General features: G+C 57.0%; 15 protein-coding genes. 8 read left to right on the forward strand and 7 right to left on the reverse strand.

Translation table 11 applies throughout. The features are described from left to right. Positions 1 to 2: 2 nt before the first annotated feature. Positions 3 to 881, reverse strand: coding sequence for a lysophospholipid acyltransferase family protein (locus AC2FEB_RS02960; RefSeq protein ID WP_117869054.1), 879 nt, complete (start codon positions 879 to 881; stop codon positions 3 to 5). Positions 882 to 959: 78 nt separating this feature from the next. Then, complete coding sequence (locus tag AC2FEB_RS02965) at positions 960 to 4,379, reverse strand: indolepyruvate ferredoxin oxidoreductase family protein (RefSeq protein WP_496673006.1); 3,420 nt, start codon at positions 4,377 to 4,379, stop codon at positions 960 to 962. 169 nt (positions 4,380 to 4,548) lie between these two features. Here AC2FEB_RS02965 and AC2FEB_RS02970 point away from each other — a divergent pair, with 169 nt between their 5' ends. The 5 genes from AC2FEB_RS02970 to grxD all read left to right on the forward strand — a co-directional run bounded on the left by AC2FEB_RS02970 (position 4,549) and on the right by grxD (position 11,302). Next, positions 4,549 to 5,457, forward strand: a complete 909-nt coding sequence (locus AC2FEB_RS02970; RefSeq protein WP_117869056.1) for a LysR family transcriptional regulator — start codon at positions 4,549 to 4,551, stop codon at positions 5,455 to 5,457. 271 nt (positions 5,458 to 5,728) lie between these two features. Then, entirely contained in the window at positions 5,729 to 7,975 is a 2,247-nt protein-coding gene (locus AC2FEB_RS02975; RefSeq protein WP_299896818.1) for a mechanosensitive ion channel family protein, read from the forward strand. Between the two features lie 180 nt (positions 7,976 to 8,155). Continuing rightward, entirely contained in the window at positions 8,156 to 10,315 is a 2,160-nt protein-coding gene (gene purL, locus AC2FEB_RS02980; protein WP_496673002.1) for a phosphoribosylformylglycinamidine synthase subunit PurL, read from the forward strand. Positions 10,316 to 10,450: 135 nt separating this feature from the next. After that, positions 10,451 to 10,687, forward strand: a complete 237-nt coding sequence (locus AC2FEB_RS02985) for a BolA/IbaG family iron-sulfur metabolism protein (RefSeq protein WP_117869058.1) — start codon at positions 10,451 to 10,453, stop codon at positions 10,685 to 10,687. 252 nt (positions 10,688 to 10,939) lie between these two features. Beyond that, positions 10,940 to 11,302, forward strand: coding sequence for a Grx4 family monothiol glutaredoxin (gene grxD / locus AC2FEB_RS02990; RefSeq protein WP_117869060.1), 363 nt, complete (start codon positions 10,940 to 10,942; stop codon positions 11,300 to 11,302). 6 nt (positions 11,303 to 11,308) lie between these two features. Here the strand turns inward: grxD and AC2FEB_RS02995 are convergent, their stop codons facing one another. The 3 genes from AC2FEB_RS02995 to AC2FEB_RS03005 are packed head-to-tail and all read right to left on the reverse strand — an operon-like array spanning position 11,309 to position 12,902. After that, on the reverse strand, positions 11,309 to 11,656 hold the full coding sequence (locus tag AC2FEB_RS02995; protein WP_299896810.1) for an MliC family protein: 348 nt from the start codon (positions 11,654 to 11,656) through the stop codon (positions 11,309 to 11,311). Further along, on the reverse strand, positions 11,653 to 12,048 hold the full coding sequence (locus AC2FEB_RS03000) for a cell division protein ZapA (RefSeq protein ID WP_117869062.1): 396 nt from the start codon (positions 12,046 to 12,048) through the stop codon (positions 11,653 to 11,655). Before AC2FEB_RS03000 ends, AC2FEB_RS02995 begins: the two co-directional genes overlap by 4 nt. Continuing rightward, positions 12,048 to 12,902: a hypothetical protein gene (locus AC2FEB_RS03005; protein ID WP_496672996.1), complete on the reverse strand. Its 855-nt coding sequence runs from the start codon at positions 12,900 to 12,902 to the stop codon at positions 12,048 to 12,050. Before AC2FEB_RS03005 ends, AC2FEB_RS03000 begins: the two co-directional genes overlap by 1 nt. 236 nt (positions 12,903 to 13,138) lie before the next feature. Between AC2FEB_RS03005 and tkt the strand changes: the two genes are divergently transcribed. Then, complete coding sequence (tkt, locus tag AC2FEB_RS03010; protein ID WP_117872768.1) at positions 13,139 to 15,163, forward strand: transketolase; 2,025 nt, start codon at positions 13,139 to 13,141, stop codon at positions 15,161 to 15,163. Between the two features lie 45 nt (positions 15,164 to 15,208). Here the strand turns inward: tkt and AC2FEB_RS03015 are convergent, their stop codons facing one another. Together AC2FEB_RS03015 and AC2FEB_RS03020 are read right to left on the reverse strand one after the other, a co-directional pair. Continuing rightward, positions 15,209 to 15,616, reverse strand: a complete 408-nt coding sequence (locus AC2FEB_RS03015) for a hypothetical protein (RefSeq protein ID WP_496672993.1) — start codon at positions 15,614 to 15,616, stop codon at positions 15,209 to 15,211. A gap of 1 nt (position 15,617) precedes the next feature. Then, entirely contained in the window at positions 15,618 to 16,577 is a 960-nt protein-coding gene (locus AC2FEB_RS03020) for a DUF808 domain-containing protein (protein ID WP_496672990.1), read from the reverse strand. Positions 16,578 to 16,759: 182 nt separating this feature from the next. On the opposite strand from AC2FEB_RS03020, the gene gap reads away from it, so the two are divergent. Both gap and AC2FEB_RS03030 read left to right on the forward strand, forming a co-directional pair. Continuing rightward, positions 16,760 to 17,761, forward strand: a complete 1,002-nt coding sequence (gene gap, locus AC2FEB_RS03025) for a type I glyceraldehyde-3-phosphate dehydrogenase (protein WP_496672987.1) — start codon at positions 16,760 to 16,762, stop codon at positions 17,759 to 17,761. Positions 17,762 to 17,833: 72 nt separating this feature from the next. Beyond that, entirely contained in the window at positions 17,834 to 17,977 is a 144-nt protein-coding gene (locus AC2FEB_RS03030) for a hypothetical protein (RefSeq protein WP_496883835.1), read from the forward strand. Positions 17,978 to 18,015 lie beyond the last annotated feature (38 nt).

The following is an 18,015-nucleotide window of genomic DNA, read 5'->3' on the forward strand; positions in this document are numbered from 1 at the left end:
CTTCAGGCGCGATGCCGTTCCTCAAACTCGTAGCCATAGTCATACGACTTCAGCGGTGTCGGAGACAGCTCATACGTCGCTTTGCGCAGGAAATCCATCATCTTGCGCGTATCCTTGCCCAGCGGGTCCAGAATGTCGCGTCCGATCGGCGCGCCAATCACCACATTGACCGGGGTATCGACACGTTTTTTGAATTCCTTGATCAGCAGTCCCATGCGCAGTGTGTTATGCATATGGCTTGCGATCTGAAACAGACGTGAGGTGTGCCCGTCGAAGAAAACCGGAACTACAGTGGCGTTGGATTTGGCTACCATACGGGCCGTAAAACCGCGCCAACCCGGATCCATGGGATACGCGAACGGATTAACGCCAGTGCTGACCGTACCACCAGGGAAAATCCCGATCGCGCCACCATCCCCAAGGTAGTTCAACGCGGTTTTTCGCGTATCCAGGTTCAGCTTCAACGCTTCTTTCGTATCATCGAACGAAACTGGCAAAACGATACGGTTCAGGTCTTCGGCCTTGCGGAAAACGCGATTTGCAAGAATTCGGAAATCACCACGGGTCTGAGATAAAATGTGACCCATCATCAGGCCATCCAGAATTCCATACGGATGGTTTGCAATCAGGATAAGGGGACCCTCTTTGGGGATATTCGCCAGTGCGCCACCAACGACATCCAAGGTCAATCCATAGCGATCGACCATAACCGACCAAAAATCGCGACCCTTTGCGACCTCTTTCTCGTACCCGTCCGCCCGTTTTATCAGACGCAACCGGCCCGTGGAGTTTTCCATCAGCCTGATAACCAACCGCCCCCCCCTGGTTTCGGCGGAATGGGCATACGAGATGTCACGAACGACATGACGGCGAGAAGACATGTAGGGCTCCGTTTTGCTGCGCGCAAAATAAATGCAAGCAGCAGTTTTGACCAGCTATCGTGACACCCAAGTGACGATTTACTCCGCTGCGGCCTGTAATTCAGGCCCACCGCTGCGGATGGATGCCAGCAGGTCCTCTCTCCGCTTGGCAGCTTTGGCCTCATTTTCCCGCAGTACAGGCCCAAATCCGCGGATATCCAGCGGTAAGCGGGCCAAAGCGGAAATCGCATCACGCGTCTCCTGCGACACCAGGGGCAAAACTTCGCGCATGTCCTTTTCATACTGGCGGATCAGGGCGCGTTCCATCTTGCGTTCGGATGAATACCCGAAAATGTCCAGAGGCGTCCCGCGCAACGCTTTCAGTTTGGTCAACAGTTTCAACGCAGTCATGATGGATTCGCTGAACGCACGCTTTTTTGGCCTGCCGTTGCTGCCCGATCCTCCGAATATCGGCGGGGCCAGATGGAAGGTCATCTTGAAGTCACCATCAAACTCTGCCGCCGCCTTTTCCCGACTGGTCAGCAGAAGGCGCGCAACTTCGTACTCGTCCTTGTACGACAACAGCTTGTGATAGCCTTTTGCCACCGCTTCGCGTACATCCGCGTCCTCTACACTGTCCACCAGCTTGCGGTACCGCTTGGCCAGCCGTGCACCTTGATAGTCCGTCAGGTGCTGCGCACGGAACGCAGTGATTTGGTCCAGTGACTTGGGCATTTCAGCCAGGGTTGGGGAAAGGATGGATTGTACTTCGTCTGGATGCAGAACCGCCCAACGGCCGACATCAAACGCGCGCTTGTTGCGTTCGACTGCTGCGCCGTTCAACTCAATGGCCTCAAATATCGCCTGATGGCTGACCGGCAACAATCCGCGCTGCCAGGTCGCGCCGAAGATCATCATGTTGGAATATATTGAATCCCCCATCACTGCGCGCGCCAGTTCGGTCGCATCAAACAGAGAGACATCTTCTTTCAACCGCGCTTGCAGGGCCAGTTCCAGCTGATCCGTCGGAATGCTGAACTCGGTATCACGCGTGAAGTCGCCAGTCACCGTTTCATGACTGTTCACGACGGCACCCGTACGTCCGGTACGCGTCAGGCCCAACGTTTTTGCGCCGGCCGAGACCACCAGATCACCGCCGATCAGTGCATGGGCCTCGCCAGTGGCGACACGTATCGCGCTGATGTCCTCGGGGCGGTTGGCCAATCTGCAGTGGATGTGAACTGCGCCGCCTTTCTGCGCCAGGCCCGCCATTTCCATCATGCCCGCGCCTTTTCCGTCAATCTGCGCCGCCTGCGCCAGGATGGCGCCAATGGTGACGACACCCGTACCGCCAACACCGGTAATCACGACGTTGTGCGTGCCGGTGATCTTCGGCAGATCCGGTTTTGGCAGATCCGGCAGATCAATTTCGGTCGTCGCCTCCTTGCGAATTTTCGCGCCCTCAAGCGTCACAAAAGACGGGCAGAAACCGTTCAAGCATGAAAAATCCTTGTTGCAGCTTGATTGATCAATGGCACGCTTGCGACCCAGTTCAGTTTGCTGGGGAACGATCGAAACGCAGTTTGACTGTACGCCGCAATCACCACAGCCTTCGCATACATCGGTGTTGATGAACACCCGCTTGTCGGGGTCGGGGAATGTACCGCGCTTGCGGCGGCGGCGCTTTTCGGCGGCGCAGGTTTGAACATAAACGATGACCGAAACACCCTCGATCTCGCGAAACTTCTCCTGCACCTGCATGAGGTCGGCTCGCTCGAATGTCTGAACGCTGGCGGGCAAAGCCTTGAAGTTGACGTCTTCCTTTTCGTCATAAACCAGAGCCACCTCTCGGACACCCATTGCCTTGACCTCGGCAACAATCCGTTCGGCAGTCAGGTCACCTTCATTGTCCTGCCCGCCGGTCATGGCGACCGCGTCGTTGAACAGGATCTTGAAGGTGATGTTGGTACCTGCGGACAACGCCGCCCGGATCGCCTGAACGCCCGAATGGTTGTACGTGCCATCGCCAAGGTTCTGGAACACATGCTTGGTTGTCGAAAACGGTGCCTCGCCGATCCAGTTCGCGCCTTCCCCGCCCATTTGCGTGAATCCGGTCGTCTCGCGATCCATCCATTGTACCATGTAGTGACAGCCGATGCCGGCATAGGCGCGGCTGCCATCCGGCACCTTGGTCGAACTGTTGTGTGGACAGCCGGAACAGAAATACGGAAGCCGTGTCGCAATTTCCTGCGCGTTGTCAGCCCGGCGCGCTTCTGACAAAGACGCCAGCCCGGCCCGGATACCATCTGTCTCGCGCCCCTCTTCAATCAGGATTTCGCCCAGCTTTTCAGCGATCATGATCGGGTCAAGCGCACCCCGCGTCGGGAACAGTTCTTCCCGGTGCAACGTCCCGGCACCGCCTTTGTACCAGCCATAGACCCGGCGTCCGCGCCGGTCGTCAAAGATGGCCTCCTTGACCTGAACCTCGATCAGCTTGCGCTTTTCTTCGACGATCACGATCAGGTCCAGCCCCTCGGCCCAGTCGTGGAAACCGGCCATATCCAGCGGGAAAGTCTGCCCCACCTTGTAGGTGGTAATGCTCAGACGCTCGGCCTCGGCTTCGTCAATATTCAGAAGCGAAAGTGCATGTGTCAGGTCCAGCCAGTTCTTGCCTGCCGCGACAAAGCCTATCTTGGCGCCGGGTTTACCCCACATCCGCCTGTCCAGCTTGTTGGCGTGTGAAAACGTCTCGGCCGCGAACCTCTTGTAGTCGATAACGCGCGTTTCCTGCAGATGCGGCGTGTCCCCCAATCGAATGTTCAATCCGCCATCCGGCATATCGAATTCAGGGATGACCACCTGCATTCGGTCCGGACTGCCATCCACGACCGAGGTGACTTCGATCGTGTCCTTCATCGTCTTCAGGCCGACCCAGACACCCGCGAAACGGCTGAGTGCAAATCCATAAATTCCATAATCGAGGATTTCCTGAACGCCAGCAGGGCTGACGATAGGCATATACATGTCGACCAGCGACCATTCGGACTGATGCAGCACCGTCGAGCTTTCGCCGGTATGGTCATCACCCATCGCCATGAGCACACCGCCATGTTTGGCTGTACCCGCCATGTTTGCGTGGCGCATGACGTCACCGGATCGGTCAACGCCCGGACCCTTGCCATACCAAAGCCCGAATACCCCATCGAACTTGCTGTCGCCGCGCAGACCCGCCTGCTGGCTGCCCCAAAGTGCGGTGGCTGCCAGATCTTCGTTCAAACCGAACTGAAACGTGACGTCGCTTTCGGCCAACGGCTTCTGAGCCCGCATCATTTGCTGATCTACTGCCCCCAAAGGAGACCCGCGGTATCCAGTGACCAATCCCGCGGTGTTAAGACCCGCTTGCCGGTCTCTGGCCTTTTGCATCAGCATCAAGCGCACAAGCGCCTGTGTTCCGTTCAGAAGAACGGGGTTTTTCTCAAGATCGAACCGGTCGTTCAGCGTTATCTGTGGCTGGCTCATCAGACGTCTCCCCTCGTCAGATCAGTGTGCTTTACTTAGGTTCATTTTAGGTCATAATTTCTGACCTGTATAGAATTTATCCACTGATATGTAACGATTTCGTCCTTTGAATGTAGAACTTGTTACCTATTTCATATAGGGCTTCTGAAAGATAACGAAAGTTGCGGCGATGGATTGGGACAAGCTTAGAATATTTCACGCGGTGGCCGATGCCGGCAGCCTCACGCACGCCGGAGACAAGCTTAATCTGTCTCAATCCGCCGTAAGCCGACAGATCCGTGCACTGGAAGAGTCGCTGGATGCCACTCTTTTCCACCGTCATGCCCGGGGGCTGATTCTTACTGAACAGGGTGAATTGCTGTTCGACGCCACATCCGCCATGTCCAAACGGCTTGATGCCGCTGCTGCGCGTATTCGGGACAGCGAAGAAGAGGTCTTTGGTGTCTTGCGGGTCACGACGACTTTCGGGTTCGGAACACTCTGGTTAGCCCCGCGCCTGCCCAAGCTGTACGAGCAATACCCTGACCTGAACATCGACCTGATGCTTGAAGAACGCGTTCTTGACCTGCCAATGCGCGAGGCCGACGTCGCCATCCGCATGAAAGAGCCAAGCCAGGCTGATCTGGTGCGCAAACGTCTGATGACAGTTCAGATGATGTTGTATGCGACCCAGGACTATATCGAGACCCATGGCGGCATGCTGCAATCACTGGACGAAATCAAGGACCACCGTCTGATCTGTCAGACCCCTGCGGCTCCGCAGGTTGGAGCCAGTGCATCCATGGTGCGCCACCTGATGACCTATAATCCCGGCTCCTTGCTGACGGTGAACAACTATTTTGGCGTGCTTCAGGGCGTTTTGCACAATCTGGGTATCGGTGTCCTGCCCGATTATGTCACGCAGGATTTTCCGCACCTTGTGCCCATCCTGTCAGACATCGAAACCGCAGATGTCCCGGTCTACTTGGCCTACCCGGAAGAATTACGGCACTCAAAACGCGTTGGCGCGTTCCGAGATTTTGTGCAGGACGAAATCATCGCGCAGCGCAAACAGCTGAAACAGATGGGAAAACTGTAGCTATGCGCATGCAGCATATCGGACATGAAGAGATCACAGGGTTAATTATCTTGAACGTTCACAAACTGACCCCTAAATGAGCACTCGAAGGCGGTGATGCTGAAACGCTCATCATCTTCATACCTCCCTGTTGGACTACGGCCGAGCTTATAGCTCGGCCTTTTTTTTTGCCCAGGGCATTACATTAAACCAGCGAAAGCTCTGGGAAAAAAACACGCATAGGCATATGATCCCAAAAAAACGATACAATTTCGTGTTTGAGGGAAAATACATGTTCCACCTACCCCGCCTCGTTTTGGCGATCATCTCCGCATTATTCTTGGCGGTGCCGCTATACGCACAAGACACCGGTTCAACTTCTACCGTGACCATTCCGGAAGACCTGACACCCGAACAGGTCGACGATCTGGTCGCGCGTATGTCCGATGACCAGGTTCGCGCCATTCTATTGGAACGCCTTGATGCCGTGGCGGAAAAACAAGCCGCCGAGAAGGCGAACGTAGAAGACCCATTGACGGAAATAAGCGATATCTGGGCAGAGATGGTCACGTCTTGGACTCATGTTCTGACCACCGTTCCCAACATTGTCACGGCACAGATAACCGCGTTCAGCAATTTTAGTGACACGTTCGGAACGACTGGTGTCTTTACTCTGTTCGGGCTTATCCTCTCAGTGCTTGTTGTCGGGTTTATTGCTGAAAAGCTGTTTATATTCCTGACCCGCCGCTGGCATGAGGCAACCGAAGCGGCGGACGAGGCCGACCTTTGGGGCGCCGTCAGCTACCTGTTTCGTCGGTTCTGCCGGGAAATCGCCGGGCTGATCGTATTCTATGTCGTGATACGCGCGGTCGGCCGCGGTCTTCTGACAACGGAACAGATCACCTATGCCGCTCCGTTTGTATTTTATCTTATCTGGGTGCCGCGTTTGGGTGCAGCGGCGTCACGCTTTGTTCTGGCACCGGAGAAACCTCAATTCCGGTTGGTCAATATAGACGACCACTGGGCAAAGTACCTGCATCGCAACCTGATCGGATTGTTGATCCTGATCGGGTTCACGCTGTTCGTCGTTCGGTTCAACGCGCTTAATGGCATCACGGGTGACGATACCCGCATTGGCTTCTGGCTGAACGCCGCAATTCACATCTATATCGCCGTAATCGCCTGGACTGCTCGCGAAGGGCTTTCGCAAATGATGCTGGGGACGGACCCGGACCATACGAAGTTCGATGAAGAAGTCGCGCATTATTACCCCTATTTTGCCATCGGCGTTTCGGTGGCGATCTGGCTGCTGGTTGAGTTTCTGGTCGCACAGCGCGACCCATCGACATTGAGGTTGCTGACCAACGGTGCGCATTTCACAACCTTGTTCTGGTTGCTGATCGTCCCCGCGCTTGACACGCTGATCCGTGGTTTGGTGCGGCATTTGCAACCCCCCATGTCGGGCGAAGGCCCTCTTGCCGAACGCGCCTACCGTTCTGCGAAACGCAGCTATATCCGGATTGGTCGCGTTATCGCGGGCCTGGTCGTGGTTTTCATGATCGCACGCGCGTGGCACCTTGACCTGCGCAATGTCGCCTCAGCCGGTGTTGGTGCCGAAGTCGGCGGTGCTGTGATTGAGTTCCTGCTGATCATCGCCGTTGGCTATATCCTGAACGAGGTCGTCTCGTTGTGGATCAACCGTCGATTGGCAAGGGAACAAACTGCGGCCGAGGAGCTGGACGAAGAAGCAGGCGGTGAAGGCGGCGGTGCCGGTGGATCTCGTCTGGCGACCGTTTTGCCCCTGATGCGGATAACGGCCCAGATCACAATTGCCGTGATTTTTGGCCTGCTGGCACTGGGAGCATTAGGCATCAACATCACGCCGCTGCTGGCCGGTGCCGGTGTTCTGGGCCTGGCTATCGGCTTTGGCGCGCAGAAGCTGGTCGCTGATATCGTGGGCGGGGTATTCTTCCTGATCGACGATGCCTTCCGCGTTGGAGAATATGTCGACGTCGGCGGCACGATGGGAACGGTCGAAAAGATCTCGGTTCGCTCGATGCAGCTGCGTCACCATCGAGGTGCCGTGCATACGATCCCATATGGTGAGATTCAGAAGCTGACAAACTTCAGCCGTGACTGGGTTATCATGAAGCTGAAATTCACCGTGCCGTTTGATACCGACCCCAACAAGGTCAAGAAGATCTTCAAGAAGATCGGTGCCGAGATGATGGCCGACGAGACCCACAAGGATGGCTTCCTGCAACCCTTCAAATCGCAGGGCGTGTTCGACTTTGACGATGTCGGCATGATCATCCGCGGCAAGTTCATGGCCAAGCCCGGAAAACAATTCACACTGCGCAAGGAAATCTTCAACCGGGTCAAGGCAGCCTTCAAGGAAAACGGCATCGACTTTGCCCGCCGTGAGGTGCGCGTTGCGATGCCGGGGCAGGAAGAAGCCGAAAACCTGACCCCGGAACAGAAGGCCGCTGTAGGTGCCGCAGCCGCAGCTCAACTCAACAAAGACCAGGGGTCAGCGTAACCTTCACGGTTTACGCCTTCGATTTGCGCCAGTACTGCGGTGCGTTTCTTCGGAACCGGCAGTGATGCCGGTTCCGTTTTTCTTTGAAAGAAGCAACCTGCGCCGTCTTGACCCTTTCCACACGCGCGCGCTTGCCCTACAAGGCGCGCAATCTCGGCCCACTTGGACACAGGACAGAAGATGCAAGAGCCCGCCATCACACCCGATCTGATTGCTGCACATGGGCTCAAGCCCGAGGAATACGACATGATCCACGAGATCATCGGGCGTGAACCTACTTTCACCGAGCTTGGCATTTTCTCGGCCATGTGGAACGAACACTGTTCCTACAAGTCTTCGAAGAAATGGCTGCGCACCCTGCCCACCTCTGGGCCTCAGGTGATTTGCGGCCCGGGTGAGAACGCAGGTGTGGTCGATATCGGCGACGGTCAGGCTGTGGTCTTCAAGATGGAAAGCCACAATCACCCGTCTTACATCGAACCTTATCAGGGTGCTGCGACCGGCGTGGGGGGCATCCTGCGCGACGTCTTCACGATGGGCGCACGCCCCATCGCGTCCATGAACGCTTTGTCCTTTGGCGAACCCGGCCATCACAAGACCCGCCAACTGGTCAATGGTGTGGTCGAAGGGATTGGCGGCTACGGAAACTGCTTTGGCGTGCCTTGCGTCGGTGGCGAAGTCCGCTTCCACCCTGCCTACAACGGTAACTGCCTGGTGAACGCATTTGCAGCCGGTCTGGCCGACAGTGACAAGATCTTCTACTCGGCTGCCTCGGGCGTAGGTATGCCCGTCGTCTACCTAGGTGCAAAAACTGGTCGCGACGGCGTGGGCGGCGCAACCATGGCATCCGCCGAGTTCGACGACACCATCGAAGAAAAGCGCCCCACCGTGCAGGTCGGCGACCCCTTCACCGAAAAACGCCTGATGGAGGCGACGCTGGAACTGATGCGGACCGGTGCGGTGATCTCGATCCAGGATATGGGCGCGGCGGGCCTGACCTGTTCCGCCGTTGAAATGGGCGACAAGGGCGGCCTTGGCGTGCGTCTTGATCTGGAAAATGTCCCCCAGCGCGAAGAAAACATGACAGCCTATGAGATGATGCTGTCCGAGTCCCAGGAGCGTATGCTGATGGTCCTCAAGCCCGAGCTTGAGGCCGAGGCCCGCGCCGTCTTCGAAAAATGGGATCTTGATTTCGCAATCGTTGGCGAAACGATTGCCGAAGACCGCTTCCTGATCATACATAACGGCGAAGTCAAAGCCGATCTGGTTCTATCCAAACTGTCTTCTACCGCGCCGGAATACGACCGCCCATGGGAGCCTACGCCAGAGGCAGAGGAACTGGCCGAAGTGCCTCAGATCGACCCGATTGACGGGCTGCGCGCTCTGCTCGCTTCGCCCAACTACGCAGGCAAGCAGTGGGTCTATGAACAGTACGACACCATGGTGATGGCGGATTCCGTCCGTACGCCGGGTCTGGGTGCGGGCATGGTTCGCGTCCACGGTACCGACAAGGTGCTTGCCTTCACATCCGACGTGACCCCGCGCTATGTGCGCGCAAACCCTTTTGAGGGCGGCAAACAAGCCGTGGCCGAAGCCTATCGCAACCTGACCGCCGTTGGCGCAAAGCCGCTGGCCACCACGGACAACCTGAACTTCGGCAACCCCGAAAAGCCCGAGATCATGGGCCAGTTTGTCGGTGCCATTCAGGGCATCGGCGCCGCCGTTGACGCGTTGGACATGCCGATCGTGTCGGGCAACGTGTCTCTATACAATGAGACCGACGGGCAGGCGATCCTGCCCACCCCCACTATTGGTGCAGTCGGCCTGTTGCAGCACTCTGACGAGGTCATCGGCAACGAGGTGCGCGAAGGTCATGTCGCGCTGGTGATAGGTGAAACCAAGGGGCATCTGGGTCAGTCCGCCCTGTTGGCAGAGGTCTTCAATCGCGAAGACGGCAATGCACCTCATGTCGATCTGGATGCCGAAAAGCGCAACGGTGATTTCATCCGCGCCAACCGCGAGATGATCAAGGCCTGCACCGACCTCAGCGATGGCGGTATTGCTCAGGCTGCCTTCGAACTGGCGGAAGCCGCAGGCGTTGGCGTGTGTCTGGACGATGCGCCGACTGAGTTCCTGTTCGGTGAAGATCAGGCCCGCTATCTTGTTGCGTGCAACTTCGATCAGGCCGAGGCATTGATGATTGCGGCCGGTCAGGCCGGCGTTCCGCTGAATGCGGTTGGTCGTTTCACCGGCGAGACGGTCAAGATCGGCAGCTCGGAAGCCTCGCTTGATGAACTTGCCGCAGTTTACCGCAACAGCTTTGCCGAGGCCGTAGCCTGACAACGCCACACGAAAACCAATGGAAACCCGCGCTGTTATCCTGTGGGGGTTTCGTTGTTATTGCATGAGCCAGCGCCCTTGCACGGATGGTTCATGCGCTCTACATCTTGGGAAAGACCTTCTGGAGTTACCTACATGCCGATGAGCGCCCACGAAATCGAACACCTGCTGCGCGAAGCCTTTCCTGATGCCGAGATTCAGGTCGGTGGCCAGGACGGTGTTCATATGTCTGCCATGGTGGTGGATGAGAGCTTTCGCGGAAAGAACCGGGTACAACAGCAGCGTGCCGTTTATGCCGCGCTGAAAGGCAAGATGGATGGCCCAGATGGTGAGTTGCACGCGCTGGCGCTGACCACCAAAGTGCCGGAGTAAAATGGAACATGCGATTGTAATCTCAATTGCGGTCACTGTCTTTGTCGTGCTTGTCGCGCTATTGGCTTGGAGCCGATCCAAAAACGAACCGCAACCAAAGCGCGGATCGCTTCCTGGGATAGGTTATCGCACAATCCACGCAAACTATGATTCAGGCGGGTCTGACGGAGGGCATTCCACGCAATATCGTGTCCCCAAAGACCCTCAAGACTACGCCAAAGCTATGATGCCGAAGAGCAAAGGAAACGCAAAATGACCGATGTAAAAACCCAGATCGACGAAACCGTCAAAGCCAATGACGTGGTGCTGTACATGAAAGGCACCAAGGAAATGCCTCAATGTGGCTTCTCGTCCCGTGTTGCCGGTGTTCTGAACTACATGGGTGTTGAATACACCGACGTGAACGTACTGGCCGACGAAGACGTGCGTCAGGGCATCAAGGATTATTCCGACTGGCCGACCGTGCCGCAGCTGTATGTTAAAGGCGAATTCGTAGGCGGTTGCGACATCATCACCGAAATGACCCTGTCCGGCGAACTGGACACGTTGTTTGAAGAAAACGGTGTCGGCTACAACAAGGAAGCAGCCGACAAAATCCGCGAAGCAAACGCGTAATCCGGCCTACCGGCTGGAACAGTCCTGATAAATCACCTGCTCATTGGCGGCGCCTGCCGCCAAATAGCTGATTGCTGCGTTCCAGCCTTTTGACCGCAGGATATAGGTTCCTTGATCTCCAACGGATTCGTAGCGGATGCCCGACCCGCTTTCGACCTGGCGCATCGCAACCAGAGTGTTGTCCACCATCGTCGCCGCCGCGCCTGATCCGTCAAGCGCGTTGAAATAGGTCACCGGCAACGGAACTCCGTTCTCACAGGTAAATGTAACGGACAGAATGTCGATTTCGGCGAGTGCAGCTGTTGCCGGGAAAACAAGCAAAGCACCGCAGAAGAGATTGCGCAGGTACGTCATTGTGCCGTTTTCTCCTCAACCACCGAAGCCAGCGCTTCTGCACGTGCCGCCAGCTCTGCCAGCGTATCCGTGACGGAAGGCGGGACGACCGCGACTTCAATGCGCTCGGGTTCCGGCGCAGGCGCATTTCGCAGCGATTGAAGCTCGGCCTCGGCCTCGGCCAGCTTGGCCTCTAACGCCTTTACCTTGTCTTCCGTTGCCGCTGTCTTGTCAGCCAGCAGCAGACCGGCCATCAGCAACATGCGCGCTTCCGGCATCCGCCCGATCTGATCGGACAAAACCTGCGCTTCGTCATCCAGCATCTTGGCAGCAGCGTGCAGAAAGGGCTCTTCCCCGTCCCGGCAGGACACATCAAAACCGCGCCCGCCGATATGAATGGTTACCTCGGGCATTACTCTACCTCACCTTCAACAAGTTTCGCCTGCGACAACAGAGGTTCCAAACGTGCCAGCACGGCCTGTGCTTCGGCGGCGTCCGAAGCCTGCGCGGCACGTGTCGCCTCCAACTCGGCGACTGTGGCGCGGTTCAGCAATTCAGCATCCGTCAGCCCTTCTGCGGCCGCAGAACGCAATTCTTCGACCGAGTTCCGCAACTGCTCGTTCGCCTTGCGCATACGTTGCAGATCGTCATCAAGGCGGGACATTGCAGCACCATGGCTGGCCCTCTCGACCCGCAGCATCTCAAGCTCTGCGCTCAGTTCATTGACCCGCTCGGTATCTTCAAGCTCTGCCTTGAGGCGGCTGTTTTCCGCTTCAACTTCTTTTGCCTGAGCAAGCAATTCACGCATTTGCTCAAGCTCGGCCTTCAACGCGGAAAGATCTCCGATTCCGTCAAGCTCTGCGCGCATCCTTTCGTTCTCGGACTTCAACGCTTCCAGTTCGGCACTGTTGTCCAACGCAGCCTTGGCCTCGGCCAGCTCGGCACGGGCCGCTTCAACAGACGTGATTTTTGCCCTGGCTTCTTCCAGCTCAGCGCGCAACGCATCCGTTTCGTCAGAGTCTGCTGGGGCTGTCCTCAACTCCTCCAGATCGGCACGCAACTCGTCCACTTGCTGTTCGTGCTGCTCTTTCAGGGTCTTCAGGCGCTCCTGAAGCTGTGCATTGGCGACTCTTTCGTCTTCAAGTTCGGCCTGAAGCCTCTCATCCGCCCCGGTATTCCGGGACGCATCGCCCATTGCTTCGACGCCCGCGCTGATACGGTCCATCGCAGCTACAATGCGGTGTTGTAATTCCTCTATCTGGCTCATGCCCCTGTCACCTCTTTATCAAGGTTCATTCTGTCGCGAAGTGATCCGAATCAAAACCGAATCCCGCTTGTTGACAGTCTAACGGAATGCGACAGAAAATACCCACTGTTTGGTTTCAACTACTTGGACCGCACTCTTCACCCGCCCAGTGCGATCAAGGCCCGGTTCCGCTTGCACTTTGGGTGCTGAATGGTATTGAGCCCGCAATCTGCTTTTTATCCAAAGGAACAACGCCCGTGGACCTGACTGCGCTGCGCAAAGCCAACCCCGAACACTGGGACAAAGCTGCGGCAATCCGCACCCTGACCCTTGACGCCGTCGCCGCCGCAAATTCCGGCCATTCCGGCATGCCCATGGGCATGGCCGATGTTGCGACCGTTCTATTCGAAAAGCACCTTAAATTTGATGCCTCCGCCCCGAACTGGCCGGACCGTGACCGGTTCATCCTGTCGGCTGGCCATGGTTCGATGCTGGTCTATTCGCTGCTCTATCTCACCGGTCATGCCGATGTAACGCTGGAAGAGATCAAGAACTTCCGCCAGTTGGGCGCCAAGACCGCGGGTCACCCCGAAAACTTTCTGATCAACGGTGTTGAAACCACAACCGGCCCGCTTGGTCAGGGCATTTCCAACGCGGTGGGCTTTGCCATGGCCGAGGAAATCCAGCGCGCGCATTACGGCAAGAAAGTCGTGGATCACTATACTTACGTGATCGCGGGCGACGGCTGCCTGATGGAAGGTGTCAGTCAGGAAGCGATCACGTTGGCCGGCCGCCATGAGCTGAGCAAACTGATCGTCTTCTGGGACAACAACAACATCACCATCGACGGCACTGTCGATATTGCGGATCGCACCGATCAGGTCCGCCGTTTCGCGGCCTCGGGCTGGCATGTGATCGAAATCGACGGCCACGACCCCAAGGCCATCGATGCAGCCATCGTTCAGGCGAAGAAGTCGAACAAACCAACCATGATCGCCTGTGAAACCCACATCGCTCTGGGTCATGCTGCACAGGACACCTCGAAAGGTCATGGGGCACTGACAGATCAGGATCAGCTGGAAGCCGCGAAAGAGGCCTATGGCTGGCCCCACGGCGCTTTCGAAGTTCCTGGCAACGTCAAATCCGCTTGGAAAGCCATTGGTGCACGTGGCACAGTCGAGCGTGCCGCTTGGGAAGAACGTTTCGCGCAACTGTCCGAGCGCAAGCAGGCCGAGTTCAACCGCGCCTATGCGTTTGAGGCCCCCAAGCGACTGGCTGGTGCCATTCGTGCGTTCAAAAAGCAGATGTCCGAAGAACAGCCGAAACTGGCCACCCGCGCCTCTTCTGAGAAGGTTCTGAACGTTGTGAACCCAATCATGATCGAGACCATTGGTGGTTCGGCTGACCTGACCGGATCGAATAACACCAAGTCGGCTGATATGGGTGTCTTCCTGCCGGAAAACCGCAAGGGTCGCTATATTCACTACGGTATCCGCGAGCACGGCATGGCCGCAGCGATGAACGGTATGGCCCTGCACGGTGGCATCCGCCCCTATGGCGGTACGTTCATGGCCTTCACCGATTATGCCCGCCCATCGATGCGTCTTGCGGCACTGATGAAGATCCCGTCGGTTTTCGTGATGACCCACGACTCGATCGGTCTGGGCGAAGACGGCCCAACACACCAGCCGGTGGAACATCTGGCCATCTCGCGCGCGACGCCGAACACCTATGTGTTCCGCCCCGCCGATACGATCGAAACCGCCGAAGCCTGGGAACTGGCGTTGACCTTCAAAGACAGTCCTTCGGTGCTGTCGCTGACCCGCCAGGGTGTGCCGACCGTGCGCAAGGATCACAAGACCAAGAACCTGACCGCGCAAGGCGCCTATGTTCTGGCCGAGGCCGAGGGCAAGCGTCAGGCGATCCTGATTGCAACAGGTTCAGAGGTTTCGCTGGCAATGGAAGCCAAGGCGATGCTCGAGGCCGAAGGCATCGGCACCCGCGTCGTCTCCATGCCCTGCATGGAGCTGTTCGCACAGCAGGACGAAGCCTATCGCAAGCGCGTGCTGCCCGCCGGTCCGGTTCGCGTCGGCATCGAGGCCGCCGTGCGCGCCGGTGGCTGGGATCGCTGGCTGTTGGGCGAGCGTGGCCGCGAAGCCAAGGCAGGCTTTATCGGCATGTCCAGCTTTGGCGCCTCGGCCCCTGCCGGTGAGCTGTACAAGCATTTCGGCATCACAGCCGAAGCAACCGTTGCCAAAGTCAAGGAACTGCTGGGACTGTGAGACAGGCCCACCTGATCGAGCAAAGGGCGGCCTTGGCCGCCCTTTTCAATTGGGTTCAGCGTTAACCCGAAGTGCAAGTTCTTCGTAGGCTTTCAGAGCGTAATCCAAACGCAACTCATACCGTCCTTGCACCACCACTTTCTCAGGGGCTTGCAAACCGAGGTAAGACAACGCCTGGCGAAGATGTGTTCCGGACAGCGGAACATAGGTGGCCGATTGTCCCACCAAAGCGTTGTAGAAGCGTCCCCCGAACCAATTACTACGCTTCTGCGCCGTGAACGCGGTATCAATACGAAAATGCAAGAAACCATACAGATCAGTTTCATCGAATGGGACTTCGTCGACCGCAACACTCAAAGCAGATAGAAATGAAGCTCCGCCGGTTGATCCGCGCTTACCGACTTGCCGAACCAGAGGGCCATCAATCATCGCGGCCAGACGATAACGGGTCAACTCAATGTTTCGCCTTCTTGTTTAACAGTGGTGAAATGATCCGGGTCGCCAACGGGATCAAAACCAATCCCCAGGCCAAACCAAATACGCCATCCATCGTGGCCTTGGATATCCATTCAACTGCGCCAACCCATTGATCAGAAACCGAATGCCCAATTGCATAGGCCCAATCGTGGATATGATGGCCCAACCATCCAAAGCCCAACACCTCCATCCCATGGATCACAATTGAGCCGCCGACCCACAGCATCGCCGCGGTTCCCACAATCGACAGGGTTTTCATCACCCCGGGCATCGCTTTGACCAAGCCGCGGCCCATACCACGACCAACAGGAGTTGGAGCGTTATTCGCCAGAAACAGCCCCACGTCATCCATCTTCACGATCAACGCCACCGACCCATAGACGGCCACCGTCACGCCAATCCCCACAACGGCCAAAGTAGCGGCCTGCATCCACAGGTTCGGGGCTTCGATCGCCGCCAATGCAATGGTCATGATCTCGGCAGACAGAATGAAATCCGTTTTGATGGCGCCCTTGACCTTTTGTTCCTCCAGATGGCCCGGGTCGGGGTTCTTCATGTCTTCCTCAATGACATGGCTTCCATGAGGAAACAGAACATGAAAAATCTTCTCGGCCCCTTCAAAACACAAATATGACCCACCAAGCATCAACAAAGGCGTAATCAGCCACGGTGCAAAATTGGCCAGCAACAAAGCCACAGGCAGCAAGAGTATGATCTTGTTGAAGACCGAACCGCGCGCGATGCGCCAGATGATCGGCAGTTCACGCGCCGGGGCAAAGCCCTGCACGTACTTCGGTGTCACCGCTGCGTCATCAATGATCACACCAGCGGTTTTGGCCCCCGCCTTGCCTGCTGCTGCAACCACATCATCCACTGATGCCGCCGCAACTTTGGCAATGCCCGCCACATCGTCCAACAGGGCCAAAAGACCACTCATCGCGTTTCCCTTCACATCTGCTGCTGCAAACCGGACCCTACCTGATCCAACGGCTAGCGCAAGCGTTAGCGCAACCGGCGCAGGTTTGCGCTAACACCTTAAAAATATGCCGTTTTTGCCCTTTTGAGATTCCCTTTTCGCCGCTATATGGCCCTCAAAGCAAGCGCATCTGGAGACGTCATATGACCATCAAGGTCGGTATCAATGGTTTTGGCCGTATTGGCCGCTGCACCCTGTCGCACATCGCCGCGTCCGGGCGCAACGACATCGAAGTGATCAAAGTCAACGCAACTGGCCCTTTGGAAACCTCGGCGCATCTGCTGAAATATGACAGTGTTCACGGGCGTTTCCCGCGCGAGGTTGCCATCGAAGGAAACACCATGGATCTGGGCCGAGGCCCGATGCAGATGTTTTCGACTTACGACATGAACGATCTGGATTGGGAAGGCTGCGACGTCGTTCTGGAATGCACAGGTAAATTCAATGACGGAACCAAGGCGAAAACCCACCTGGAGCGTGGTGCCGGCAAGGTTCTTCTGTCTGCTCCTGGCAAGAATGTCGACAAGACCATCGTCTTCGGTGTGAACCACAACACCCTGACCGCCAACGACAACATGGTATCCAACGGTTCGTGCACAACGAACTGTCTGGCTCCGCTGGCCAAGGTACTGGACGAAGGCGTCGGCATCGAACACGGCATCATGACCACCATCCATGCCTACACCGGGGACCAGCCTACTCTGGACCGTCGCCACAGCGACCTCTACCGTGCTCGCGCTGCTGCAATGTCGATGATCCCGACCTCGACCGGCGCGGCCAAGGCGCTGGGTGAAGTTCTGCCGAACCTGAAGGGTCGTCTGGACGGTTCTGCCATCCGCGTGCCTACTCCGAATGTCTCGGCGGTTGATCTGACATTTCGTGCTTCGCGTGACACCTCGACGGCCGAAATCAACGCGATCGTCGAAGAGGCCGCCAAAGGCCCGATGCAGCGCGTTCTGGGATATGAGCCCGCTCCGCTGGTGTCGACCGACTTCAACCACACTGAGGAAAGCTCGATCTTTGCACCGGATCAGACCCGCGTTGTCGATGACCGTATGGTCCGCGTTCTGGCCTGGTATGACAATGAATGGGGCTTCTCGGTCCGCATGGCCGACGTAGCTGTTGCGATGGGCCGCCTTAACTGACCCTTCGGACTTCGCTTGTACCTTGATGCCCGCTCAGGTTATCTGAGCGGGCATTTTACGTTCGGGACAGCAATGACCAACCAAATCGCTATCTGGCTCGGCCTTTTTCTGCTCGGCGGCATGATGCTGGATGTGACGCTGCACGGGACCGAACATCTGCTTTTCCTCGGAAAGAAGCTTTACGACTTTCTGGACTGGCTCGCTTTCTGGCGGTGACTGAGGTTTTCCTTGACATTTCGCTTGATCTGGCTTTG

The organism is Ruegeria sp. YTSC106 (assembly GCF_059609765.1).

Bases quoted from the DNA above. Each gene is read 5' to 3' on its own strand.
- AC2FEB_RS02985 (WP_117869058.1), top strand. From the start codon at position 10,451: ATGCCGATGAGCGCCCACGAAATCGAACACCTGCTGCGCGAAGCCTTT.
- gap (WP_496672987.1), top strand. From the start codon at position 16,760: ATGACCATCAAGGTCGGTATCAATGGTTTTGGCCGTATTGGCCGCTGC.
- AC2FEB_RS03005 (WP_496672996.1), bottom strand. From the start codon at position 12,902: ATGAGCCAGATAGAGGAATTACAACACCGCATTGTAGCTGCGATGGAC.
- AC2FEB_RS02970 (WP_117869056.1), top strand. From the start codon at position 4,549: ATGGATTGGGACAAGCTTAGAATATTTCACGCGGTGGCCGATGCCGGC.
- purL (WP_496673002.1), top strand. From the start codon at position 8,156: ATGCAAGAGCCCGCCATCACACCCGATCTGATTGCTGCACATGGGCTC.
- AC2FEB_RS02960 (WP_117869054.1), bottom strand. From the start codon at position 881: ATGTCTTCTCGCCGTCATGTCGTTCGTGACATCTCGTATGCCCATTCC.
- AC2FEB_RS02995 (WP_299896810.1), bottom strand. From the start codon at position 11,656: ATGACGTACCTGCGCAATCTCTTCTGCGGTGCTTTGCTTGTTTTCCCG.
- AC2FEB_RS03030 (WP_496883835.1), top strand. From the start codon at position 17,834: ATGACCAACCAAATCGCTATCTGGCTCGGCCTTTTTCTGCTCGGCGGC.
- AC2FEB_RS02975 (WP_299896818.1), top strand. From the start codon at position 5,729: ATGTTCCACCTACCCCGCCTCGTTTTGGCGATCATCTCCGCATTATTC.
- grxD (WP_117869060.1), top strand. From the start codon at position 10,940: ATGACCGATGTAAAAACCCAGATCGACGAAACCGTCAAAGCCAATGAC.
- AC2FEB_RS03000 (WP_117869062.1), bottom strand. From the start codon at position 12,048: ATGCCCGAGGTAACCATTCATATCGGCGGGCGCGGTTTTGATGTGTCC.
- AC2FEB_RS03020 (WP_496672990.1), bottom strand. From the start codon at position 16,577: ATGAGTGGTCTTTTGGCCCTGTTGGACGATGTGGCGGGCATTGCCAAA.
- AC2FEB_RS02965 (WP_496673006.1), bottom strand. From the start codon at position 4,379: ATGAGCCAGCCACAGATAACGCTGAACGACCGGTTCGATCTTGAGAAA.